General features: G+C 55.4%; 24 protein-coding genes. 17 read left to right on the plus strand and 7 right to left on the minus strand.

Going from position 1 to position 23,412, the window contains the following annotated elements; all coding sequences use genetic code 11:
- Position 1: 1 nt before the first annotated feature.
- On the minus strand, positions 2-1,009 hold the full coding sequence (gene moaA, locus GO984_RS08420; protein ID WP_157022097.1) for a GTP 3',8-cyclase MoaA: 1,008 nt from the start codon (positions 1,007-1,009) through the stop codon (positions 2-4).
- Positions 1,010-1,130: 121 nt separating this feature from the next.
- Between moaA and GO984_RS08425 the strand changes: the two genes are divergently transcribed.
- Positions 1,131-1,508, plus strand: a complete 378-nt coding sequence (locus tag GO984_RS08425) for a hypothetical protein (protein ID WP_209279389.1) — start codon at positions 1,131-1,133, stop codon at positions 1,506-1,508.
- Between the two features lie 70 nt (positions 1,509-1,578).
- Here the strand turns inward: GO984_RS08425 and GO984_RS08430 are convergent, their stop codons facing one another.
- Genes GO984_RS08430 through glmU form a run of 3 tightly spaced genes read right to left on the minus strand, consistent with a single transcriptional unit; the run spans position 1,579 to position 5,425 of the window.
- Positions 1,579-2,256, minus strand: coding sequence for a DNA alkylation repair protein (locus GO984_RS08430; RefSeq protein ID WP_157022221.1), 678 nt, complete (start codon positions 2,254-2,256; stop codon positions 1,579-1,581).
- 5 nt (positions 2,257-2,261) lie between these two features.
- Positions 2,262-4,070: a glutamine--fructose-6-phosphate transaminase (isomerizing) gene (glmS, locus tag GO984_RS08435; protein WP_157022098.1), complete on the minus strand. Its 1,809-nt coding sequence runs from the start codon at positions 4,068-4,070 to the stop codon at positions 2,262-2,264.
- Entirely contained in the window at positions 4,070-5,425 is a 1,356-nt protein-coding gene (gene glmU, locus GO984_RS08440; protein WP_157022099.1) for a bifunctional UDP-N-acetylglucosamine diphosphorylase/glucosamine-1-phosphate N-acetyltransferase GlmU, read from the minus strand. The genes glmS and glmU overlap by 1 nt, the downstream gene beginning before the upstream one ends.
- 130 nt (positions 5,426-5,555) lie before the next feature.
- Between glmU and GO984_RS08445 the strand changes: the two genes are divergently transcribed.
- Both GO984_RS08445 and GO984_RS08450 read left to right on the plus strand, forming a co-directional pair.
- A complete protein-coding gene (locus GO984_RS08445) occupies positions 5,556-6,218 on the plus strand; it encodes an HAD-IA family hydrolase (RefSeq protein WP_138161787.1) in 663 nt (220 codons plus the stop codon).
- A gap of 78 nt (positions 6,219-6,296) precedes the next feature.
- Positions 6,297-7,520: a DegT/DnrJ/EryC1/StrS family aminotransferase gene (locus GO984_RS08450; protein WP_157022100.1), complete on the plus strand. Its 1,224-nt coding sequence runs from the start codon at positions 6,297-6,299 to the stop codon at positions 7,518-7,520.
- A 9-nt stretch (positions 7,521-7,529) separates the two neighbouring features.
- Here the strand turns inward: GO984_RS08450 and GO984_RS08455 are convergent, their stop codons facing one another.
- Positions 7,530-8,285 (minus strand): HD domain-containing protein, encoded by a 756-nt coding sequence (locus tag GO984_RS08455; protein WP_157022101.1) that lies wholly within the window; start codon positions 8,283-8,285, stop codon positions 7,530-7,532.
- Positions 8,282-8,878, minus strand: a complete 597-nt coding sequence (locus tag GO984_RS08460) for a TetR/AcrR family transcriptional regulator (RefSeq protein WP_157022102.1) — start codon at positions 8,876-8,878, stop codon at positions 8,282-8,284. The genes GO984_RS08455 and GO984_RS08460 overlap by 4 nt, the downstream gene beginning before the upstream one ends.
- 163 nt (positions 8,879-9,041) lie before the next feature.
- Here GO984_RS08460 and GO984_RS08465 point away from each other — a divergent pair, with 163 nt between their 5' ends.
- Both GO984_RS08465 and GO984_RS08470 read left to right on the plus strand, forming a co-directional pair.
- Entirely contained in the window at positions 9,042-10,205 is a 1,164-nt protein-coding gene (locus GO984_RS08465) for an isovaleryl-CoA dehydrogenase (RefSeq protein WP_157022103.1), read from the plus strand.
- The gene (locus tag GO984_RS08470; RefSeq protein ID WP_157022104.1) at positions 10,202-10,705 is read left to right on the plus strand and encodes a lysozyme inhibitor LprI family protein; all 504 of its coding nucleotides are present in this window, start codon (positions 10,202-10,204) and stop codon (positions 10,703-10,705) included. The genes GO984_RS08465 and GO984_RS08470 overlap by 4 nt, the downstream gene beginning before the upstream one ends.
- Before the next feature lie 109 nt (positions 10,706-10,814).
- Here GO984_RS08470 and GO984_RS08475 read toward each other — a convergent pair whose 3' ends face one another.
- Positions 10,815-11,417: an OmpW/AlkL family protein gene (locus tag GO984_RS08475; RefSeq protein ID WP_157022105.1), complete on the minus strand. Its 603-nt coding sequence runs from the start codon at positions 11,415-11,417 to the stop codon at positions 10,815-10,817.
- A 149-nt stretch (positions 11,418-11,566) separates the two neighbouring features.
- Between GO984_RS08475 and GO984_RS08480 the strand changes: the two genes are divergently transcribed.
- From GO984_RS08480 to GO984_RS08535, 12 genes are all read left to right on the plus strand, one after another.
- Complete coding sequence (locus tag GO984_RS08480; protein ID WP_157022106.1) at positions 11,567-13,096, plus strand: AMP-binding protein; 1,530 nt, start codon at positions 11,567-11,569, stop codon at positions 13,094-13,096.
- A complete protein-coding gene (locus tag GO984_RS08485; RefSeq protein WP_157022107.1) occupies positions 13,093-13,473 on the plus strand; it encodes a hypothetical protein in 381 nt (126 codons plus the stop codon). Before GO984_RS08480 ends, GO984_RS08485 begins: the two co-directional genes overlap by 4 nt.
- Entirely contained in the window at positions 13,470-15,074 is a 1,605-nt protein-coding gene (locus tag GO984_RS08490; RefSeq protein WP_157022108.1) for a carboxyl transferase domain-containing protein, read from the plus strand. Before GO984_RS08485 ends, GO984_RS08490 begins: the two co-directional genes overlap by 4 nt.
- A 3-nt stretch (positions 15,075-15,077) precedes the next feature.
- Entirely contained in the window at positions 15,078-15,380 is a 303-nt protein-coding gene (locus GO984_RS08495) for a hypothetical protein (RefSeq protein WP_157022109.1), read from the plus strand.
- Positions 15,381-15,461: 81 nt separating this feature from the next.
- Entirely contained in the window at positions 15,462-17,402 is a 1,941-nt protein-coding gene (locus tag GO984_RS08500; RefSeq protein ID WP_157022110.1) for an acetyl/propionyl/methylcrotonyl-CoA carboxylase subunit alpha, read from the plus strand.
- Positions 17,403-17,482: 80 nt separating this feature from the next.
- A complete protein-coding gene (locus GO984_RS08505) occupies positions 17,483-18,337 on the plus strand; it encodes a hydroxymethylglutaryl-CoA lyase (protein WP_157022111.1) in 855 nt (284 codons plus the stop codon).
- A 40-nt stretch (positions 18,338-18,377) separates the two neighbouring features.
- Positions 18,378-19,157 carry a crotonase/enoyl-CoA hydratase family protein gene (locus tag GO984_RS08510; RefSeq protein ID WP_157022112.1) on the plus strand — a complete coding sequence of 260 codons (780 nt, stop codon included), beginning with the start codon at positions 18,378-18,380 and terminating at the stop codon, positions 19,155-19,157.
- A gap of 230 nt (positions 19,158-19,387) precedes the next feature.
- Positions 19,388-19,753 (plus strand): NADH-quinone oxidoreductase subunit A, encoded by a 366-nt coding sequence (locus tag GO984_RS08515; protein WP_138161775.1) that lies wholly within the window; start codon positions 19,388-19,390, stop codon positions 19,751-19,753.
- Complete coding sequence (locus GO984_RS08520) at positions 19,744-20,277, plus strand: NuoB/complex I 20 kDa subunit family protein (protein ID WP_138161774.1); 534 nt, start codon at positions 19,744-19,746, stop codon at positions 20,275-20,277. Before GO984_RS08515 ends, GO984_RS08520 begins: the two co-directional genes overlap by 10 nt.
- Before the next feature lie 25 nt (positions 20,278-20,302).
- Positions 20,303-20,911 carry an NADH-quinone oxidoreductase subunit C gene (locus tag GO984_RS08525; RefSeq protein ID WP_138161773.1) on the plus strand — a complete coding sequence of 203 codons (609 nt, stop codon included), beginning with the start codon at positions 20,303-20,305 and terminating at the stop codon, positions 20,909-20,911.
- A complete protein-coding gene (locus tag GO984_RS08530; protein ID WP_157022223.1) occupies positions 20,911-22,125 on the plus strand; it encodes an NADH-quinone oxidoreductase subunit D in 1,215 nt (404 codons plus the stop codon). Before GO984_RS08525 ends, GO984_RS08530 begins: the two co-directional genes overlap by 1 nt.
- Positions 22,126-22,213: 88 nt before the next feature.
- Positions 22,214-23,374 carry an NADH-quinone oxidoreductase subunit E gene (locus GO984_RS08535; protein WP_157022113.1) on the plus strand — a complete coding sequence of 387 codons (1,161 nt, stop codon included), beginning with the start codon at positions 22,214-22,216 and terminating at the stop codon, positions 23,372-23,374.
- Positions 23,375-23,412 lie beyond the last annotated feature (38 nt).

The raw sequence follows: 23,412 nt of genomic DNA on the forward strand, positions 1-23,412 counted from the left end.
TTTAGCCGCCAGTGTGGCTCATATGACGGGACATCTGCCCGTCGACGCGCTGGCGTGAATAGTCAAAATCATGGCCTTTGGGTTTCAGGCCGATAGCTGCACGGATCGCCTGTTCTAGAGCGTCATCATTGTCAGGCTGCTGTCGCATCGCAGGGCGAAGGTCTTGCATACCTTCCTGGCCTAAGCAGGTGTACAATTCGCCCGTACATGTCAGGCGAACACGATTGCAGCTTTCACAGAAATTATGGCTCATCGGAGTGATGAAACCAATTTTTTGTCCAGTCTGTTCCAAGCGAACATAGCGAGCAGGTCCACCAGTCGACTCTGCCAGGTCGGTAACCTGATAATGGTCCTCATAGGCTTTGCGCACATCTTTGAGCGACCAGTATTGACCAAAGCGGTCTTCGTTGCCCAAATCACCCATTGGCATGACCTCGATCCAGGTCAGGTCCATGCCCCGGTCGGCGCACCATTCCGTGATGGTTGGCAGTTCGTCTTCGTTGAAGCCTTTTAAGGCCACTGCGTTGATCTTGATCTTCAGACCAGCCTTTTGTGCGGCGTCAATGCCGCGCATGACCTGAGGCAGGCGACCCCAGCGGGTGATGTCAGCGAATTTTTTCTCGTCGATGGTATCCATCGAAATATTGATCCGGCGCACACCCGCGTCAAAAAGGTCTTGAGCGTATTTTTCCAACTGCGAGCCATTGGTGGTTACCGTCAGTTCTTTCAGCGCGCCACTGTCCAGATGGCGAGTCATTGAGCGAAAGAAGGTCATGATGCCACGACGGACCAGTGGCTCTCCTCCGGTGATGCGCAGTTTTTGGACGCCCATATGAATAAAGGACGAGCACATGCGGTCCAATTCTTCCAGCGTTAGAAGTTCTTTCTTAGGGAGAAAGGTCATGTTCTCGGACATGCAATAGACGCAGCGGAAATCGCAGCGGTCAGTGACCGAGATGCGAAGGTAAGTGATGGCGCGGGCGAATGGATCGATAAGCGGAGCTGTCATAGCTCATAGGTAAGGCGGGGTTTGGCCTGCGGCAAGGCTATTGTGAGCGAAGTGACTGGCAAAGCGCGTTTTGCAGGGGTAGGGTTTGACTATGTGCAAACTCTTTGTCTTTCTCCCCGCTATGTTATTTGTCTCCGCCTGTGATTTGTCTTCGATTAGATTGGGGGCTCCTGATCCGGTGCCGCCGCCGCTTGAAGTGGTCGATGCAGTGCCTTCTGATCCATCAGAGACTGGATCCGCACCCACATTCAGCGGTACCGCAACGACGGTGGCCGGGTTGGGGGATCCAACAGTGCCGGGGCTGTGGATGGAAACGCCTCTCGTCTCTTCTCAGCAGATGGGCCGCGTGCGCAGTGCATCTGGCACCGAAGTTACACTGACTCTGCGTCCTATCGCCGGGGAGGCGAGTTCTGGTAGTCGGTTGTCGATTGACGCCATGCGCGCCTTGGGTGCGCCGCTGACTGAACTCATCGAGGTACAGGTGACAGCTGCGTCGTAAACTGCAAAAGCCTGTATCGCATGTGTGAAAAAGCCCGGCTGTTTGCCGGGCTTTGGTGTTTTTGGACCAATTACGGCTTTAAGTACTTAGCCGATTCTTTGCGAGCAAAGGGCTTCATATGTTCACCATGCTGTTCGAGAAAATCCCGCACGCGCTGCTCATCATGTTTGGACAACTCGCGCAGCCACCAGGCGATGGATTTCTGGATGAACTGTTTCTGGACAGGTGCATAGCTGGCCGCCCAGCCAAGAATACGATCCCTGCTTGCCAGCTCATCGGGTTTTGGGTGGTTCTGCTTGGTCCAGGGAAGGGTGGCGACCAATGCCGCGCGCCGTGTCCACAGACTTTCAGATGTGGTCCAGACTTCGACCTGGTCTAGCCGGGACGGATCCGCCACCAGACGCTTTTGGATCGCGGCACAGGCATGATCTGCCAGTGCCCAGCTGTCGAAATCCGGCACCCAGCTTTGGAGCAGTTGCCAGACGGCGTCGTCCGGGCGGATACGGGCCTGGGTTAGCATCTTGGTCGCGGCCAGCCGAGCTTCGTATATGTCGGTCTGCCAAAGGCCTGCAGCCACTTCAACACGCTGATCAACACTCATGTCCTGACGCCACTGCTTGGTCAGGTCATTGACCTGAGGATTGGTCAGTCCAAGGTATTCGCGTTTGACCTTGTGATAGCTGGCCATACCAGTTGCGCGCTCTGCATTCTTGAGCTCGCGCAACTGTTCTAGATATGGAAGGTACATTTCGCTCATTCTACTGTCACCGATTTGGCCAAATTGCGGGGTTGATCTACATCGGTGCCTTTGGCAATCGCAGTGTAGTAGGCAATTTGTTGCGCTGGAATGGCATATAAGATCGGCGCCAGTGCATCAGGGACTTGTGGCATGACAATAACCTCTGAGGTGCCTTCGCCTGCAATTCTGGCGCCTTCCGCATCAGTGACAAGAACAACACGGCCACCACGGGCCATAACCTCTTGCATATTGGATATCGTCTTATCGAATAGCGCATCACGGGGCGCCATCACGATCACTGGAACAGTGTCATCAATCAATGCGATGGGGCCGTGTTTCAGTTCACCGCTCGCATAGCCTTCGGCGTGGATATAGCTGAGCTCTTTCAGTTTCAACGCGCCTTCCATCGCCAGCGGATAAAGTTGGCCGCGGCCAAGGAATATGATGTCTTTTGCAGCCGAAAGTTCACGGCAGGTTGCTGTGATCTGATTTTCAAGAGTAAGGGCCTGGTTGATCAGCCCTGGGATGGCACGCAGGTCAGCGGGCAAACTCTCAGGAAGTGCAATACCACGCTGTTGGGCGGCACGCAGGGCCATGATCAACAGGATTACCAATTGGCAGGTGAAGGCCTTAGTCGAAGCAACTGAGATTTCGGGGCCAGCGTATAAGGGAAGGACGACGTCGCTTTCGCGCGCAATCGAACTTTCAGAGACATTTACCATCCCAACGATCTGGTTGGCTTTGCCGTTCATGTACCGCAGGGCAGCCAGGGTATCTGCGGTTTCGCCGGATTGGCTGACGAATAGTCCAAGGGTGCGATCTGATACCGGAGGTTCACGGTAGCGGAACTCCGAGGCGACATCGACCTCGACCGGCATTTTGGCGATTTGTTCAAACCAATACTTCCCAACCATACAAGCGTAATAGCCGGTACCACAGGCGACCATGGTCAGGCGGTCGACCTTAGTGAAGTCCAGCTCGTCAGGTAGGGTTATCTCATCAATCTCAGACAGATATGCGTGCAGGGTACGGTCAATGGCCAAAGGTTGTTCGGCGATTTCCTTGGCCATGAAGTGCTTGTGGCCGTCTTTGTCGACACGGGTTGCGTCCAGTTGAATGCGGCGTTGTTCGCGGCTGGTCTGGTTTCCCTCGGCGTCCCAAATTTTCAGGCTGGTCCGAGTCAGGATCGCAAAATCACCTTCTTCCAAATAGGTGATCTGGTCGGTGAGCGGGGCCAAGGCAAAGGCATCCGACCCCACATACATTTCATTGTCTCCATGACCTATCGCTAGCGGAGACCCCTTGCGGGCGCCAATCATCAAGTCTTGTTCGCCATGAAAGAGAAATGCGAGTGCAAAGGCACCCTCCAGCCGTTCAACCGTTTTGCGTGCAGACTCGGCTGAGGAATGGCCCTGGTTCTTGTAGTGTTGACACAATAGCGCAACGGTTTCTGTGTCGGTTTCGGTTTCAAAGGAAATACCGTGCGTGGCCAGTTCCTCGCGCAGGTCTTTGAAATTCTCGATGATGCCATTGTGTACAACAGCAACTGTTCCAGACGAATGAGGATGGGCGTTGCTGACCGTTGGCGCCCCGTGGGTTGCCCAGCGGGTGTGTCCGATGCCAGATTTGCCGGCCAGCGGCTGATGCACCAGCAAGTCACTTAAATTGACAAGCTTGCCAACGGCGCGGCGGCGATCCAGCGCACCGTCGTTGACGGTTGCAATACCAGCGCTGTCATAGCCTCGATATTCCAGCCGCTTCAGCGCCTCCACCAGAATGGGAGCAACCTCGTGACTGCCCAGAACCCCTACAATTCCACACATCAGCTTGCGTCCTCGCCACGTTTTTTCTTTTTGGCACGCAGCAAATCCATCAATTTGCGCGCGCGGCCAGGTTTGCTTACCTGAGGGGCGCGGGCGATTGCCAGAGCGCCGTCTTCAACATCTTTGGTGATCACGGCGCCTGATGCGGTCATGGCGTCATCCCCAACTTTGACTGGCGCTACCAGCAGGGTGTTGGAGCCAATAAAGGCGTTAGCCCCAATTTCGGTATGGTGTTTCATAACGCCGTCGTAGTTGCAAGTGATCGTACCTGCTCCGATATTGGTTTTCTTGCCAACAGAAGCATCACCGACATAGGTCAGGTGATTGACTTTGGCCCCCTCTGCGATCTCGGCATTTTTGATCTCAACGAAGTTGCCGACATGAGTGTTTTCGGCAAGTTCCGCACCAGGGCGCAAGCGGGCGTAGGGGCCAACTTTGGCGCCGCGGCTGACATGACAGCCTTCCAGATGCGAAAAGGCCCGGATCAGCGCGCCGCTTTCCACCGTTACACCGGGACCAAATACGACGTTGGGTTCAATCACCGTATCGCGACCTATTATGGTGTCCAGTGACAGATAGACGGTTTCAGGGGCCATCAGTGTGACGCCAAGCTCCAGCAATTCGGCCCGTGCACGAGATTGGAACACTGCGTCAGCCCGGGCAAGATCTGCACGAGAATTCACCCCCAGAGTTTCGGATTCGTCGCAGGCCACTGCTGTCACTCTGCGCCCCTCGGCGCGGGCCAGTTCAACAACATCGGTCAGATAGTATTCAGACGAAGCATTGGCATTGCCGACTTTGGAGATCAGATCAAAGAGCAGTTTTGCGTCACAGGCCAAAAGCCCTGAGTTGCAGAATGTGATTTCGCGCTCTTCATCACTGGCGTCTTTGAATTCGACAATTCGTTCTAGACTGTCTCCATCCATTAGCAGGCGCCCATAGCGCGCGGGATCGGCGGCCTCAAAGCCGAGAATGACCAAGTCAGCGCTAGTGCGGGCTGCGATCATACGCTCGATGGTATCAGCTTGCAGGAAAGGTGTGTCGCCATACAAGACAACCACATCTCCGTCATAGTCCTTTAACACCGCGCGCGCCTGATCCACAGCATGGGCCGTGCCCAGCTGCTCTGTTTGTAAAACTACGGTTGCCTGTTCGTCGATATCTTCCACGGCGCTGCGCACAGCCTCCGCCTCGTGGCCCGCAACAACAATTGTGTGGTCAGGCTCCAGTGCGCGGCCTGTCATCATGGTATGTGCCAGCATTGGTGCTTGGGCTATGGGGTGCAGGACCTTCGGCAGGTCCGAGCTCATCCGTGTGCCTTTGCCTGCGGCGAGGATGATCAGGGCGGTGCTCATATGGCTTTTCTCTTTGTTTTCTTGTTTAACCCGTTTTATCCGCTGTAGAGCGCGGTGCAAGCCATCAGCGCATCAAACAAGATTGCGGGTTGCAATATCATATGGCGAAATTACGCCGAAAGGGGCGAGAATGCGAACAGTGATTTTTGATCTGGACGGAACATTGGCTGATACCTCTGGCGATTTGCTGGCGGCAGCGAACTGTTGTTTTCGCCAGATGGGGCTCGGGGATGTGTTGGAACATCCTAAAGACGCAGGTCTCGCACTGCGTGGTGCCCGAATGATGCTGAGTGAAGGTTTGAAACGTGTCGAGCAATACGACGCGGCAGTTGTTGAAGAGTACTTTCCTGTATTTATAGATGTTTATCGGCAGTCCATAGACCTGCATACAGTGTTGTATCCAGGAGCGATGGTTGCAGTGAAAGCGCTTAAGGATGCTGGTTATGGTGTTGGAATCTGCACAAATAAACCCGAAGATCTAGCGGATCAGTTGTTACGTTGCCTAGGTGTGCGCGATGATTTTGATTCACTTATCGGCGCTGATACACTTGCGGTACGCAAACCAGATCCGGAACCGCTACGCGAGGCAGCGCGTCGGGCCGGTGGGGATCCGGCAAAGACCATTCTAATTGGTGATACTGATACTGACCGCAATACGTCAGCCGCCGCCGGTGTCCCGTCGATCCTGGTCACCTTTGGCCCGTCGGGGCAGAATATGTCGGCATTGAATCCAGAAGGATTGTTACACGATTTTGAAGACCTGCCTGAGATGGTCTCACGACTGATTGGCTAACAACGATAGAGCAAGCGGGGAGAGATTTGCGTCCGTCGCACAATTTTGGTCCGCCTACTTCAGTGCAGGGAAAACAAGATGAACGAGAAATTTTCGGGTAGTTTCACCCAGCAGGAACCACTTTCTGATGCCGCCATCGCCGCCGCTCTGGAGGTGATGCAGCATGGGCGTTTGCATCGCTACAATGTCGTCGAAGGCGAGTTGGGCCAAGCGGCGTTGCTAGAGCAGGAGTTTGCGGCACAAATGGGCGCAAGATATTGCCTGTCTGTTGCTTCGGGTGGCTATGCTCTTGCCACAGCATTACGGGCTGTTGGGGTGGAGCACGGTGATTTGGTTCTGACCAATGCCTTTACGCTGGCACCAGTGCCAGGTGCAATTGCATCTGTTGGTGCTGTACCCGTCTTCGTCGATGTAACCGAAAACCTGGTGATTGATCTTGATGACCTTGCCTCCAAGGTTGGACAGGCAAAGGTGCTGATGCTGTCGCATATGCGAGGCCATCTATGTGATATGGACCGCTTAATGCAGATCTGTAATGATGCTGGTGTCACAGTCATCGAGGACTGTGCCCACACCATGGGAGCGACCTGGAACGGGGTAGCATCGGGGCGACATGGTGCGATTGGTTGCTATTCCTGCCAGACCTATAAACATGTGAATTCCGGCGAAGGCGGGCTGTTGGTTACTGATGACGAGGACGTCGCTGCCCGCGCCATCATGCTGTCTGGCTCATACATGTTGTTCGAACGACACCTGGCCGCGCCGGATCGTACGGTGTTCGACCGCATCAAATACGACACTCCTAATATCTCGGGGCGAATGGACAATCTTCGCGCTGCTATCCTGCGGCCGCAGCTCCGCGATCTGGATGCCCAGGTGGCGCGTTGGAACGAACGGTATCGTTGTATCGAGGATGGGTTGCGTGAAACACCCGGCTTACAGCTGACTGAACGGCCTGCTGCGGAAACATATGTTGGTTCCTCAATCCAGTTCCTGTTGCTTGATTGGGCCTCTGATAAAGTACAAGAGGTTATACGGCGCTGTGCAGATCGCGGTGTCGAACTGAAATGGTTTGGCGCTCCGGAACCAGCGGCTTTCACCTCGCGCTATGACAATTGGCGCTATGCGCCAGTGCATAGCCTGCCTCAAAGTGATCGTATTCTGGCTGGTATTGTTGATATGCGTGTGCCTTTGACGTTCAGTTTAGACGATTGCGCCCAGATCGCCCGAATTATTCGCGCTGAAGTTGGAGCGGTGTTTCAGCAGGAAAGGGCTTTGCCGAGTCAGGCCCGGCAAAGATAGGACCTAAAGTCACTTGTCCAATGGGTTTGCAAGCGCGAGCTTTTTGAAGCCAAGATTGCCCAAAAGGCCTGCGCGGCTGTGCGGATGATGCTCGGCGCTGATCGTTTCTACAATATCTGCAGTAAAATTTCCCCGTGGGAACTGGCTCAGAACACTGTGAACGGTACTTCGCGACAGCAGGTGCAGATTGCGACCGGTGACATCAAGGTGGGCTCCCAGAGACAGCAGATGCGCCTCCGCTCCAAAACGGCTTGCGGGGATGTCCAGATTTAGATGCAGGGAAATCGCATCAAACACACTGGTGCGGCGCGAGACATCCCAGTTTTGCTCTTGCAAAAACAGATCGGCAAGTCGCGCGCCATTTACGGCGAAACAGCATGACTTGGCTTTTGGTAGCTCAGCTTCAGCAAGGCCCAGATCATGCAGCAGCGCCGAAACATATAGAAGCTCGGGGTCGGGACGCAGCCCCTTGCTACGCGCAAGGATCATGCCCCAATAGTAGGTGCGATGGCTGTGCAAATTCAGACTGCGATTAAGGGTCTCGCTTACTTTGTCTTCGGCTGCCTTGCTGGTGGCGCTGTCTGGAACCATTATATCCGATAGGTCGATATCTACGGCAGCAGGTCCTTTGTTCAATCGGAACTTTCTCGCGATTTCACCCAGCTGGGTTCCCGCCAGCTGGCGCAGCATGGTTATCCGGTCACGTCTGCGCATAATGCCGTTTGTTGTCTGCGCCCAGGCCTTCGCGCCAAAATGATAGGTCATAAATAACCTGCCTTTTCCTGTTCGTTGCGTTTGTTTTGGAAAATGTCACGGATCAAAGATGCATCGCCAAGCACATGCCCCACCGCAAATGCGCCCTGCATGGCAGCGAAAAGAGAGGCCGCAGCGGTCTGTGCCGCGGATTCATTTAAACCAAGAGCACCATATTGCTTTGCCAGCCAGTCAATTGTGTGCCGCATGACCCGCTGTCGTGTTGGCTGGGCATCCGCGGGCCGAGAGGCGTCACAGGCCATGTCCTCGGCCAGCGCCAAGACAGGGCAACCCAGTTCTGCCCGGTTGTCTGCCAATTGAGCGGCTCCATCCCAGAACAGCCGTAGCCGTTGGCGCGGGTCATTTGTTTGGCTTTCGATCATTGCAAGCTGTTCTGCGTAGGTTTCGTGGTGCTTTTCCATAACCGCATCTGCCAAGTCTGCTTTGGTCCGAAAGTGATAAAAAATGCCACCTACCGGTACATTTGCATGCGTCGCAACATCCGCCAAACTCGCACCGCCATATCCCAGGGTATGGAACAACTCGGTTCCGGCAGTCACCAGTTTCGATCTTTTCTCGCTTGCACGTTTCTGTTTCGCTTGCATGGTCGCCCCCTTTTTCGCTGAGATACCGGCCTAAATTAAGTGAGTCAACTGACTTAGTAAATTTGGAAATTCAACCCAAAGTATGCTTGACGTAAGGGGGATGGGTGCGATTAAATGAACGTGTGTTCAAATAAGTTCTAATTGAGTCGAGGGGACGTGCCGCATGTTCAACGCCAGTATGCAATTCGATCTAGGGGAAGACGTGAATGCGCTGCGCGACATGGTGCATCGCTGGGCGCAAGATCGGGTCAGGCCGATGGCGCAACAAGTTGACCAAACGAACGCGTTTCCTGCCGAGCTGTGGCAAGAAATGGGAGAATTGGGCCTGTTGGGGGTTACTGTCCCGGAGGAATTTGGTGGGGCCGGTATGTCTTACTTGGCTCACACGGTCGCTGTCGAAGAAATTGCCCGCGCCAGTGCGTCTGTGGCGCTGTCTTACGGCGCCCACTCCAACCTTTGCGTCAATCAGATCAAATTGAACGGCACTGATGAGCAGCGGACAAAGTACCTGCCACGTCTGGTCAGTGGTGAGCATGTCGGTGCATTGGCGATGTCCGAATCTGGAGCCGGGTCTGACGTGGTTTCAATGTCACTGCGAGCGGAGAAGCGAAATGACCATTACCGGCTGAATGGCAACAAATACTGGATCACCAATGGTCCGGATGCGGATACTCTTGTGGTCTACGCAAAAACCGACCCCGAAGCCGGGTCGAGAGGTATCACCGCATTCATCGTTGAAAAAGAGATGAAGGGTTTCTCGACGTCGCCGCATTTCGACAAACTTGGCATGCGTGGATCAAACACGGCCGAGCTGATTTTCGATGATGTCGAAGTGCCGTTTGAAAACGTCCTGGGAGAGGAGGGGCGCGGCGTCGCTGTTCTCATGTCTGGGCTGGACTACGAACGGGTGGTGTTGGCTGGCATTGGGACCGGGATCATGGCCTCTTGCATGGATGAAATGATGCCTTACCTGGCTGAGCGTAAGCAATTTGGTAAGCCAATTGGTTCTTTTCAGCTGATGCAAGGCAAGATTGCTGACATGTATACAGCGATGAATTCAGCGCGTGCCTATGTTTATGAAGTAGCCAAGGCTTGTGATCGGGGTACCGTGACCCGGCAGGACGCAGCCGCCTGCTGCCTATATGCGTCAGAGCAGGCAATGGTGCAGGCGCATCAGGCGGTGCAAGCGCTGGGTGGAGCTGGGTATCTGTCTGACAACCCGGTGGGGCGCATTTTCCGGGATGCAAAACTGATGGAGATCGGCGCAGGCACATCAGAAATTCGTCGCATGTTAATCGGTCGCGAACTGATGGGGAAAATGGGATGAAGATTGGTGTGACGCTCGCAGCACTGGTGTTAGGTGCAACCACTGCATCAGCACAGGACCTGAAATACTCCAACGCGGCCTCTGACAGCTGTGTGGCGCAGTCTGGTAGCTATGACGCCCAAAAAACCTGTATTGGTTTATCAGCCAGTGCCTGTATGGATGCCACCCCAGACGGATCGACCACGATAGGCATGATGCGGTGTTTGGATGGCGAACGCGACTATTGGGATACCCGGCTTAACCAAGTTTACAAGCGGGTCCGTGGTGACGCCAAAGCGCAGGATGCAGAGCTGGCCGAAATTGGTTCTTCCGCTCCTAAAACGGCTCCGGCATTGCGCGATATGCAGCGTGCCTGGATTGCCTACCGGGATGCCACATGTGATTTTGAACAGTCTCAATGGGGAGGCGGCAGCGGCGGCGGCCCGGCAGTCTTGTCTTGCCTGCTTCAAATGACGGGTGAACAGGCAATCTATTTGGAGCACTCTGGCTTGGGTGGCTAACGGAACAAAGCTTTCGAACAACGGACCTGCGAGACCGAGGGAAGGTCCGCTGGCTCAGTGAGTGGATGGTCCGCCCATATCGGTCGGCCATCCGTATTGGATCAAAGGATTAGAAACGGTGCACGTAGCTAACGCCAACCACAATCGGATCGATCTCGGCTGTGCCGATAGGTGCTCCGTTCAGGGTGGCGTCGCTGTCGATATCGATATACCGCAGGTTCAGACGCACCGCACCATGGTCAGAAATTTGCCAATCCGCACCAACCTGAACCGCGTAACCCCAGCTATCGTCAAGTTCCAGAACACCCAGTGGAGAGGCTTCCTCAAAGAAAGTAGTGTAGTTCAAGCCCAGCCCAAAGAAGGGTTTGATCTTCCCTTTTGTGGGAGGGTGGTAGTTCAACGACAGGGTTGGCGGCAGTTGTCGGGTGGTGCCCGCAAACGATCCGCCAATATTGATGTCATGTTCAAACGGGGTTGCAGCCAGCAGTTCAATCCCAAGGTTGTCGCGAATGAAGTACTCGGCGGTCAAGGACAGTTGTGTATCATCACCGATGGAGCTGGGACTGCCTGCAAGAGTGCCGTTGTCCGATTTGGGATTAACGTTGGCGACACCAACACCAAAGGTCCAGTCTCCCTGCGATTGGGCGATGGCGGGCGCGGCAAGGGCCGCAAATGCAGTGGTCAGCGCCAGGGCAGCGAAGGTGCGTTTCATCGGGGTTCAGCCTTTTGTTTAGTGTACGGCCACAAAGTGTCTGGAGATGAGGTTGTCTACCCTGATCTGGATCAAAAAAATGGCCTCTTTCGTATTGAAAATACAGCACAAAATTGCATACCGGCCATGCATCTGGAGCAGGGCGAAAGATGACTGAAATATGCAAATTTCCCGGACTTTTGAAAAATGGTAGTTGGGATCTACCCGATCAGCTTAACATGGCCGCACAGGCACTGGCGCATCCTGCTGAGCAACTGGCAGTGGTCGATCTGACAGGCACTGACCGTGTGGATGTCACCTATGGCGACTTGGCTGTCATGGTTGATGGGTTGGCGCGCTACTTGCTGACAAGGGTGCAGCCGGATGAGCCTGTAGGCGTGCTGCTGAGCCAGTCCCCCTGGTGTTTGGCAGCGCATTTGGCCATTTGGAAAGTTGGCGGCATTTCAGTTCCCTTGTTCAAATTGTTCAAACGCGATGCTTTGGCTAGCCGGGCCGGGGATGCCGGGGTGCGTTTCGTCTTTACGGATGTGGAGGGGAGCGAGCTGCTAGGTGATTTGGCTGAACCCGTCATAGTCTCTGACGCCGGACTATCCGGAGCTCCCGTAGAATTTGCCAGCACCACGCCGGAAACCCCTGCGGTTCTGATCTACACGTCAGGCACCACCGGCAGCCCCAAGGGTGCATTGCATGGGCATCGCGTACTCACAGGGCATCTGCCGGGTGTGTCCATCAGTCATGACCATTTAGGCCAGCCCGGCGATTGCCTGTGGACCCCGGCGGACTGGGCCTGGATTGGCGGGTTGTTCGATGTGGCCATGCCGGGTTTGGCGCTGGGCGTGCCGGTTGTCGCTGCCCGGCTCGACAAATTTACCCCCGATTCCTGTGCTGAGGTGATCAAACAAGGCGATGTGCGCAACGTGTTCTTTCCCCCAACAGCGCTGCGAATGCTGAAAGCAACAGGGCAGGGGCTCGACGGTCTGCGCTCTGTTGCCTCGGGAGGAGAGCCCCTGGGCGCGGAGATGCTCGCTTGGGGCCAGCGTCGATTGGGCGTGACAATCAACGAATTCTACGGGCAGACCGAATGTAACATGGTGGCCTCGTCCTGCGGGACGGATTTTGATCCGCTCCCCGGGTGCATCGGCAAGGCGGTGTTGGGACATGATTTGGCGGTGATTGATGAACACGGTCATCCGACCAAGAAAGAGGGCGATGTTGCGGTGTGCCGTGGATCGGCCTCGATGCTGCTTGAATACTGGAACCGACCCGAAGAAACGGCTGCCAAGTTTCGGGGTGATTGGTTGGTCACCGGCGATCGTGGTGTCTGGGAAGGCGACTATCTGCGCTTTGTCGGACGCGAGGATGACGTAATCACCTCGGCTGGATACCGGATCGGTCCGGCTGAGATCGAGGATTGCCTGCTAACCCACCCGGCAGTGGCTACGGTTGGGGTGGTGGGCAAACCGGATGAGATGCGCACCGAGATTGTGAAGGCCTATGTGGTGTTGAAGCCGGGCATGACTGCGATCGTGGCAGAGTTGCAAGACTACGTTAAAGAGCGGTTGGCGCAATATTCCTATCCACGTGAGGTCGAGTTTCTGCACGCGCTGCCGATGACAGTGACTGGTAAGGTGATCCGCAAGGAGTTGAAGCGCCGTGCAGCAGGGGAGAGGCAAACGTGAAATTTTCTCAATTCTTGCTATCTATCGCACAATTACGCTGCCCGAACTGTAGCTCTCTGCAAGAGCCGTATGACCTGACCAAGACTGCAGGTTGGATGGCGGAAGATGAAGGTGACCATGTTCCGTTCATAGCATGCAATAAATGCTGCAAGAAATTGCGATTGGCCGATAGGCATGGGGCCCGCTGGGCATTCCAATTCGTGTTTGTAGGAGGAAGCCTATTAGGATTGGCTGTTGTGGGTTTCCTAGGTTTGCAGCTTTCCGAACCAAGCCTGTCTATAATGGAAATTGCCGTTCTTACAGTGCTCTGGTTGGCGTTTGGCGCCGTTCTATTCAGTTTTTCAATGCGCTATCTAAAAGTGGAGATCGTCGAATGAAACTCACATCCAAGGTGATGCCGTCCTCTGAGAGCTTCAAGCAGAACCAAAGCGCTCATCTAGACGCGCTTGCTCAGATCTCCGAGGCCGCAGAGGCTGCACGCATGGGGGGCGGCGAACGATCGCGCGCCCGCCACGAAAGTCGTGGCAAGATGTTGCCGCGCCGTCGGGTGGCTAACCTGCTAGATCCCGGGTCTCCGTTTTTGGAGATCGGCGCAACTGCCGCTCACAACATGTACGACGGTGCAGCACCTGGGTCCGGCGTGATCGCTGGTATTGGCCGGGTACAGGGGCAGGATGTCATGGTGGTCTGCAATGATGCCACGGTAAAAGGCGGCACCTACTTCCCGATGACGGTGAAAAAGCACCTGAGGGCGCAGGAGATTGCTGAGGAAAACCATCTGCCTTGCATTTATCTGGTCGACAGTGGTGGTGCCAACTTGCCGCAACAGGACGAGGTGTTCCCAGACCGCGACCACTTTGGCCGGATCTTCTACAATCAGGCGCGGATGTCGGCCAAGGGTATTCCGCAAATTGCGGTGGTCATGGGCAGTTGCACTGCAGGGGGGGCCTATGTGCCCGCTATGTCGGATGTCACCATTATCGTGCGTGATCAGGGGACGATCTTTCTGGCCGGGCCGCCACTGGTCAAGGCGGCAACGGGTGAAGTGGTCTCGGCCGAAGATCTTGGCGGCGGTGATGTTCATACGCGTCTTTCGGGGGTCGCGGACTATCTGGCCGAAGATGATGCCCATGCGCTGGCACTGGCGCGACGGGCTGTTCTGTCGCTGAACCTGCGCAAGCCACAAACGGTTGACTGGGCGAGCTCAGAAGAGCCCGCTTATGATCCCGAAGAGATTTTGGGCGTGGTGCCGGGTGATCTGCGCACGCCGTATGACATTCGCGAAGTGATCGCGCGTCTGGTGGATGGCTCGCGTTTTGATGAATTCAAGCCGCGCTATGGGGAGACGCTGGTGACGGGTTTTGCCCATGTCAAAGGCTGCCCTGTGGGCATTGTTGCCAACAACGGCGTGTTGTTCTCAGAAGCGGCTCAAAAAGGTGCGCATTTTGTTGAGCTGTGCAGCCAGCGCAAAATCCCACTGGTGTTCCTGCAAAACATCACCGGATTCATGGTGGGGCGTAAATACGAAAACGAAGGTATTGCCCGCCACGGTGCCAAAATGGTGACGGCTGTGGCTTCGACCAATGTGCCAAAGATTACCATGCTGGTTGGTGGCTCGTTTGGCGCAGGCAACTACGGTATGGCCGGACGTGCGTACCAGCCACGGTTCCTGTGGACTTGGCCCAATTCGCGCATCTCGGTGATGGGCGGCGAACAAGCTGCTGGCGTTCTGGCGACGGTAAAGCGCGACGGTATTGAGCGTCGCGGCGGCAGCTGGAGCGCCGAGGAAGAGACTGCGTTCAAGCAACCCACCATCGATATGTTCGAAGAGCAAAGCCACCCGCTCTATGCCTCGGCCCGGTTGTGGGATGACGGCATAATCGACCCGCGCAAGAGCCGCGATGTGTTGTCGCTGTCCCTGAGTGCTGCGCTGAATGCCCCAATTGAGGAGACACGCTTTGGCGTGTTCCGGATGTAAGACATGAGGTTTCGCGGTTTAATTCAAGATGCGTTTCAGCATAACGACAAGAAGGGACTTGTTCTGACGTTGAATCATGTCGAAGGGGTGCCACAGGTGGATATGACCGTACACATTGCTAGGCAGAAAACTCAAATTCTCGATATCGGGCGAAACTCCACCGATGGGCAGCCGGTCTCAACCCGCGCTTGCCTGACAGGGAAACCGGTACCTGCATATGGCTCGATCTTAGTGGACTGGGCACCAGCAAACCCAGACTTCCGTGCGCTTCGCAGCCAATGGGTTGAAGAAGCGAAAACTGGATGAAACGTATCGTTACCCACGTACTGAAGAATTTGCAGGTCCCGCACCTGACCCAATTTCGCCAACCCCGAGAGGATGGATCTGATGTTCGATAAAATCCTGATAGCCAACCGAGGCGAAATCGCCTGCCGTGTGATGGAAACAGCCCGTGCCATGGGGGTAAGAACCGTAGCCGTCTATTCAGACGCTGACCGGGGTTCGAAACACGTGGCCATGGCTGATGAAGCCTATCAAATAGGCCATGGACCTGCGCCAGCTGACAGCTATTTGTTGGGCGATGAGATCATTGCGACAGCGCAAAAATGTGGGGCTCAGGCAATTCACCCTGGATATGGTTTCCTGTCCGAGAACCCGGAATTTGTCGATGCGGTTGAGGCGGCTGGGCTGACCTTTATCGGGCCTTCTGCGGACGCCATTCGGGCCATGGGCCTGAAAGATGCTGCCAAGGTTCTGATGGAGAAAGCAGGCGTGCCAGTGGTGCCGGGGTATCACGGGACCAATCAAGATAGCGAGCACCTGTCAGGCGCAGCGGACGGCATTGGATATCCGGTACTGATCAAGGCGGTGGCTGGTGGCGGAGGCAAGGGGATGCGACTGGTCGAGCGAGCCGCGGACTTCATGGAGGCGCTGGAAAGTGCCCGAAGTGAAGCAATCACCGCCTTTGGCAATCCTGATGTTTTGGTTGAAAAATATATTCAGCAACCGCGTCATATTGAAATTCAGGTGTTTGGTGATGGAACCCATGCTGTACATTTATTTGAGCGTGATTGTTCATTGCAGCGTCGCCATCAAAAAGTGATCGAAGAAGCCCCGGCACCAGGCATGACGCAGGAGATGCGGGCCGCAATGGGGCAGGCGGGTGTCCGCGCGGCTGAGGCAATTGGCTATAAGGGCGCAGGCACAGTCGAATTTATCGTGGATGGGTCGCATGGCCTGCGCGCTGATGGGTTCTGGTTCATGGAAATGAATACCCGCTTGCAGGTGGAACACCCGGTAACCGAAGCCATCACCGGTGTAGATCTGGTGGAGTGGCAGTTGCGTGTGGCTGCAGGTGAACGCTTGCCAAAGCGCCAAGACGATCTGACGATCAACGGGCATGCCTTTGAAGCGCGGTTGTACGCCGAGGATGTGCCCAAAGGGTTTCTGCCCGCCACCGGTACTTTGACCCATCTGCAATTCCCTGCTGAGTGCCGGGCCGACAGTGGCGTGCGGGCTGGTGACACGATCAGTCCCTGGTATGACCCGATGATTTCGAAGGTTATTGTACATGGTCCGACGCGTGCAGTGGCACTGGCCCGGTTGAGCCGGGCGCTGGAGGGAACCCAGGTTGGGGGTACTGTGACCAATCTTGCCTTTCTTGGGGCCTTGGCCGGACATCAAGGCTTTGCCCGTGGTGAAGTCGATACGGGGCTGATTGCCCGAGATCTCGATGTATTGGCAGCCGCACCAGTGGTCGAGCCTTTCCATAGAGTGGCAGCTGGTATGGCCGCACTGAACTTGATTGAACCAATGTCTGACAGTGGGTTTACGCTGTGGTCGTCGTTGCGCCGGGTGGTAACTCTGAGTCTGCAGGGGGAGGAGTTTGAAGTGGAAGTTGAAGTGGACGGTAAAGACCTGCAACTTTGGCATATTGCAGGCGAAAAAGTGATTGTGAGCCGTCGGGGTGAAAGCTGGATCATCGGCAGCCGCCTGATGCCTGATGTTACTCACTCGGGTGGCGCTATTACTGTTTTCGATGGATATGGCCTAGCATTCGACGTTGTCGATCCGTTGGATCGCGATGCGCGAGCCGGAGGTGATACCAACGTTATTGAAGCTCCGATGCCGGGATTGGTCAAGGCTGTGTTTGCCAAGGCAGGACAAGTGGTGGCCGAGGGTGATCGGCTGGCAGTGCTGGAGGCCATGAAGATGGAACACGCGCTTCTTGCTGCCCGTGATGGGGTGGTGGCAGAGGTTCTGGCAACCTCTGGCGACCAGGTCGAAGCGGGGGCGGCATTGGTCCGGTTGCAGGACGAGGGCGAATAACCTTGCTAAAACAGTGAAGGGAACGCAGGCTGAGAGTCGGGAATTGAGTATTTTAGCAAAAAGAAACAGGGAGCCTGAGTATGGGTGATAGGGTCGAGATTTTTGAAGTTGGGCCGCGCGATGGTCTGCAAAATGAAAAACGTGAAATCCCTGTTGCTGAAAAACTGGCCTTGGTGGACTGCCTGAGCCAAGCCGGGTTCAACCGGATTGAAGTGGCCAGCTTTGTTTCTCCCAAAAGAGTGCCGCAGATGGCGGGCAGTGGTGAAGTGCTGGCTGGTATCAAACGTGCCAAGGGAATTCGCTATGCTGCGCTGACGCCAAACATGCGGGGGTACGATGCAGCGATATCTGCTGGCGCAGATGAGATCGCGGTGTTTGCCTCGGCCTCAGAAGGATTCTCGCAGGCCAATATCAACGCTTCAATTGCAGAATCGATAGAGCGGTTTGAACCGATCTTAGAGGCCGCCCGTCATATTGATCTCCCGGTGCGCGGCTACATTTCATGCGTGACCGATTGTCCCTATGACGGCGCAGTGGCGCCTGAAAAAGTCGCTGAACTGGCGGATCATTTGTTTGCACAGGGCTGCTACGAAATTTCGTTGGGCGACACGCTGGGTCAAGCTACTCCGGATTCAGTGGCGCGTATGCTACTGGCGGTGCGCGAAGCGGTGCCTGCAACCCGGCTGGCAGGGCATTTTCACGACACAGCGGGGCGGGCAATCGATAATATCGATGCTGCGCTTGCAATGGGCGTGCGGGTGTTTGATGCCGCTGTGGGCGGGCTAGGGGGCTGTCCGTTTGCCCCAGGAGCGTCAGGCAATGTTGCTACCGAACTGGTGCACGAGCATCTGACACGGCTGGGGTATGAGACCGGGCTGGACGGGGATGTGCTGGTGAAGGCGGCTGAAATGGCGCGCGCCATGCGAGCAGGCTGAAGTGGCGCAACGGTTTCAACAATAAACTACTGGAAAACGAATGTTCAACACAATCACTGTGGCCACGGATTCGCGCGGGGTTGCGACACTAACCTTGGATAGGGCGAACAAACACAACGCTATGTCCGGCGAGATGATAGATGAACTGACCACTGCTGCTTTGCAGATGGCACAGGATGATACTATCCGCGTGGTGATCCTGACTGGCACCGGCAAGAGCTTCTGTGCAGGCGGTGACTTGTCTTGGATGCAAGCACAGATGGCGGCAGATTCGGCGACTCGGTTTGTTGAAGCGCGCAAGCTGGCCGAAATGCTGCAGGCATTAAACACATTGCCCAAGCCGTTGATTGGGGCCTTGCAAGGAAATGCCTTTGGCGGCGGTGTTGGCATGGCCTCTGTTTGTGATGTGGCTATTGGCGTGGACCACTTGAAAATGGGCCTGACAGAAACCAAACTGGGAATCATCCCGGCCACGATCGGCCCCTATGTTCTGGCCCGAATGGGCGAAGCGCGGGCGCGTCGTGTTTTCATGTCAGCGCGATTGTTTGGTGCAATTGAAGCTGTTGAACTTGGATTGCTGAGTAAAACTGTACCAGCGGACCAATTGGCAGATGCCGTGGAGGCAGAGGTTTTGCCCTATTTAAGCTGCGCGCCTGGTGCGGTTGCCGCAGCAAAACAACTAGCCCGTGATCTTGGTCCCCGTATAGATGACAGCGTTATTGACCATACGATTGGGGCGTTGGTGTCACGCTGGGAAACTGCAGAGGCCGCTGAAGGGATCGGAGCCTTTTTTGAGAAACGAAAGCCGAGCTGGCAATAAATCTGGTCAGCCCAATAAAATATGTATCTTGGCCTGACGTTTTTGGCCGGGTTTTAATACTTACTCATTCATTTTATCGAATGTAGAAAAAATGCGTGTCAGTGGCGATTCAACTGCTTACAAAGCCATTGCCTGTGTTGACGATGCCAAAGCGCGAGAGTAGACACAGGCGAAAGTCAACACGCCAATTGACGGCGCGCAGGAACCCGCGCGCAGGAAAGGAGCCACTCGTGGAAGAGATGTTGCGGGAATACCTCCCGATCCTGGTGTTTCTGGCCGTAGCGGTCGGCCTTGGAATTGTGCTCATTCTGGCAGCAGTTGTGCTGGCAGTTCGCAATCCAGACCCAGAAAAAGTTAGTGCTTATGAATGCGGATTCAATGCCTTTGATGATGCGCGAATGAAATTTGATGTCCGATTCTATCTGGTGTCGATTCTTTTCATCATTTTTGATCTGGAAATCGCCTTTCTGTTTCCCTGGGCCGTGGGCTTCAAGGACATCAGCATGACTGGCTTCTGGTCGATGATGGTCTTCTTGGGCGTTTTGACCATTGGCTTTGCCTATGAGTGGAAAAAAGGGGCCCTGGAATGGGAGTGATGACCGGAGCCAATACGGCAGGTGTCGACAAGGAAATTGTCACCCAGGCGCTGAATGCTGAATTGCAGGACAAGGGCTTTCTGCTGACCTCAGCCGAAGACATCATCAACTGGGCCCGCACCGGCAGCTTGCACTGGATGACTTTTGGTCTGGCTTGTTGTGCGGTTGAGATGATGCATACCTCGATGCCGCGGTATGATGCTGAGCGTTTTGGTATTGCGCCACGCGCCTCCCCACGTCAGTCGGACGTGATGATTGTTGCGGGTACGCTGACCAACAAGATGGCTCCTGCGCTGCGCAAGGTCTATGACCAGATGCCCGAACCACGCTATGTGATCTCGATGGGCTCCTGTGCAAATGGCGGTGGCTACTATCACTACAGCTATTCGGTTGTACGCGGCTGTGATCGTATCGTGCCTGTAGATATCTATGTACCGGGCTGCCCGCCGACGGCTGAGGCGCTGCTCTATGGTCTGATGCAGCTGCAACGCAAAATTCGCCGCACTGGCACACTGGTGCGCTGATTGGCGCTGAGTTGGAGAGTAATTGATGACTGATGCGCTGAAAGAGCTTGGCTCTTATCTGGAACAGAAACGCCCGGATTGCGTGCTGGGGTGGGATATCACCCATGACGAACTGAATGTTGATGTGGCTCCGGCCAACATCACCGGGTTTGTCGATTTCCTAAAGACTGACCAAACCTGCAAGTTCTCGTCTTTGGTGGACATCACTGGCGTTGACTACCCTGAACGTGCCAAGCGGTTTGACGTGGTGTACCACTTCCTGTCGATGTACCAGAACCACCGCATCCGTCTGCGGGTTTCGGTGCGAGAGGACGAAATGGTGCCGTCGATTGTAGACATTCACCCCTCGGCCAACTGGTTTGAGCGTGAAGTCTACGATATGTTCGGCATCCTGTTCACCGGCCACCCGGATCTGCGCCGCATCCTGACCGATTATGGCTTTCGCGGCCATCCACTGCGCAAGGATTTCCCAACCACCGGCTATACCGAAGTTCGCTATGACGAGGCGCAAAAGCGCGTTGTGTATGAACCGGTCAGCTTGGTGCAGGAATACCGCCAGTTTGATTTCATGAGCCCATGGGAGGGTGCTGAATACATCCTGCCGGGCGATGAGAAGAAAGAGGAGGCGAAATGATGGACGGCTCCAAAGGTTTCGACGACGCCCAAACCGGCGAACAGAAAATCCGTAACTTCAACATCAACTTTGGTCCTCAGCACCCGGCGGCACACGGTGTGCTGCGTCTGGTGCTGGAGCTAGACGGCGAGATCGTGGAACGCTGCGATCCGCACATCGGCTTGCTGCACCGTGGCACCGAAAAGCTGATGGAAAGCCGCACCTACTTGCAAAACCTGCCGTACTTCGACCGCCTCGACTATGTGGCGCCGATGAACCAGGAACATGCATGGTGTCTGGCGATTGAAAAGCTGACTGGCGTCGAGGTTCCACGCCGTGGCTCGCTGATCCGCGTGCTATACTCCGAAATCGGCCGTATCTTGAACCACCTGCTGAACGTGACCACTCAGGCAATGGACGTTGGTGCGCTGACACCGCCGCTCTGGGGTTTTGAAGAGCGCGAAAAGCTGATGGTGTTTTATGAGCGCGCCTGTGGCGCCCGTCTGCACGCGGCCTACTTCCGGCCCGGTGGTGTCCATCAGGACATACCCGATGCGCTGATCGACGATATCGAAGCCTGGAGCCACGAGTTCCCTGAGCGCCTGCAAGATATTGACGACCTGCTGACCGAAAACCGGATCTTCAAACAGCGGAACTGCGACATTGGCGTGGTCAGCGAGCAGGATATTCTGGACTACGGCTTCTCGGGCGTGATGGTTCGTGGCTCCGGCCTGGCTTGGGATCTGCGTCGCTCGCAACCCTATGAATGCTACAACGAGTTTGATTTCGAGATCCCCGTTGGCAAAAACGGGGATTGCTATGACCGTTATCTGGTCCGCATGGAAGAGATGCGCCAGTCGATCTCGATCATCCGCCAGTGTGTGGCCAAGCTGCGTGACTGTCCCGGTGATGTGATGGCGCGTGGCAAGCTAAGCCCACCAAAACGTGGTGACATGAAAACCTCGATGGAAAGCCTGATCCACCACTTCAAGCTTTACACCGAAGGCTTCCACGTTCCCGCGGGTGAAGTCTACGCCGCAGTAGAGGCCCCCAAGGGGGAATTCGGTGTCTATCTGGTTGCTGACGGATCCAATAAACCCTACCGCAGCAAGATCCGCGCGCCTGGGTTCCTGCACTTGCAGGCGATGGACTATGTCGCAGGTGGCCACCAGCTTGCTGACGTTGCTGCGATCATCGGCACCATGGACGTCGTGTTCGGAGAGATTGACCGTTGATTATTGCTCCATCCCCCGTGCTTCTTTTTGCTGAAAATACTCCCGCCGGAGGCATCTTCGCGGGCAACACACACAGAAAGACGAATTAATGCTGCGCCGTCTTCACTCAGAACAACCCGATAGCTTTGCCTTCACTCCAGCCAATCTGGCCTGGGCTGAAGGGCAGATCACCAAATACCCTGATGGCCGTCAGGCCTCGGCGGTTATTCCGCTGTTGTGGCGTGCACAGGAGCAAGAGGGCTGGCTGTCGAAACCCGCCATCGAACTGGTCGCCGACATGTTGGGTATGGCCTATATCCGCGTGCTCGAAGTGGCCTCGTTCTACTTCATGTTCCAGCTGCAGCCGGTTGGCTCGGTTGCTCACATTCAGATCTGCGGTACGACGTCCTGCATGATCTGTGGTGCTGAAGATCTGGTTGCTGTCTGCCAAGAGAAGATCGCTAACAAGCCACATGAAGTGTCGGCGGATGGTAAATTTTCCTGGGAAGAGGTCGAGTGTCTCGGCTCCTGCACCAATGCTCCGATGGCGCAGATCGGCAAAGACTACTACGAAGACCTGACTGCTGCGAGCTTTACCAAGCTGCTGGAAGAGTTGTCTGCTGGTAAGGTTCCGACACCTGGCCCGCAGAATGGTCGTTATAGCTCAGAGCCGCTGTCTGGCCTGACTTCGTTGCAGGAATACGAAAGCGGTAAGACCAAATATAACGCAAGCGTACAGCTGGCGTCGGACATTGGCGACACTGTCAAACGTATTCAGGGCGACGAAGTCCCATTGCTGACCCCGTGGGTTGGCAAAGATGGTGTTGTTGCGGGTCGCGCGGCCGAGGCTCCGACCCCTCCGGCACCTGCAACTCCAAAACCTGCTGCCAAGCAGGCCGAAGAGGCTAAGAAAGCGGCCAAGCCTGCTAAGAACGCTGCACCCGCCAAAACAACGGAAGCCCCTAAGGCCGATGTTGCTGAGGCAGAACCAGAAGTTTTGAAAGCTGCCCGTGGCGATAAGGCTGATAACCTCAAGTTGCTCAAAGGTGTTGGTCCCAAGCTGGAAGAAACACTGAACAAGCTGGGCTTTTTCCACTTTGATCAGGTTGCGGCCTGGGGGGAGGCTGAAGTGGCTTGGGTTGATGCCCGTCTCAAGTTCAAGGGCCGCATCGAACGTGACGGTTGGATCGAGCAGGCCAAAAAACTGGCGGCTGGTGAAGAGACCGAATTTGCTAAACGTGCCAAAGACGACGGCACCTACGACAAGTAATCCTTCTTCGCTCGGTTGAGCGGAGATCAAGACACATA

This window comes from Parasedimentitalea huanghaiensis, assembly GCF_009753675.1.
Taxonomy (GTDB): Bacteria; Pseudomonadota; Alphaproteobacteria; order Rhodobacterales; family Rhodobacteraceae; genus Parasedimentitalea; species Parasedimentitalea huanghaiensis.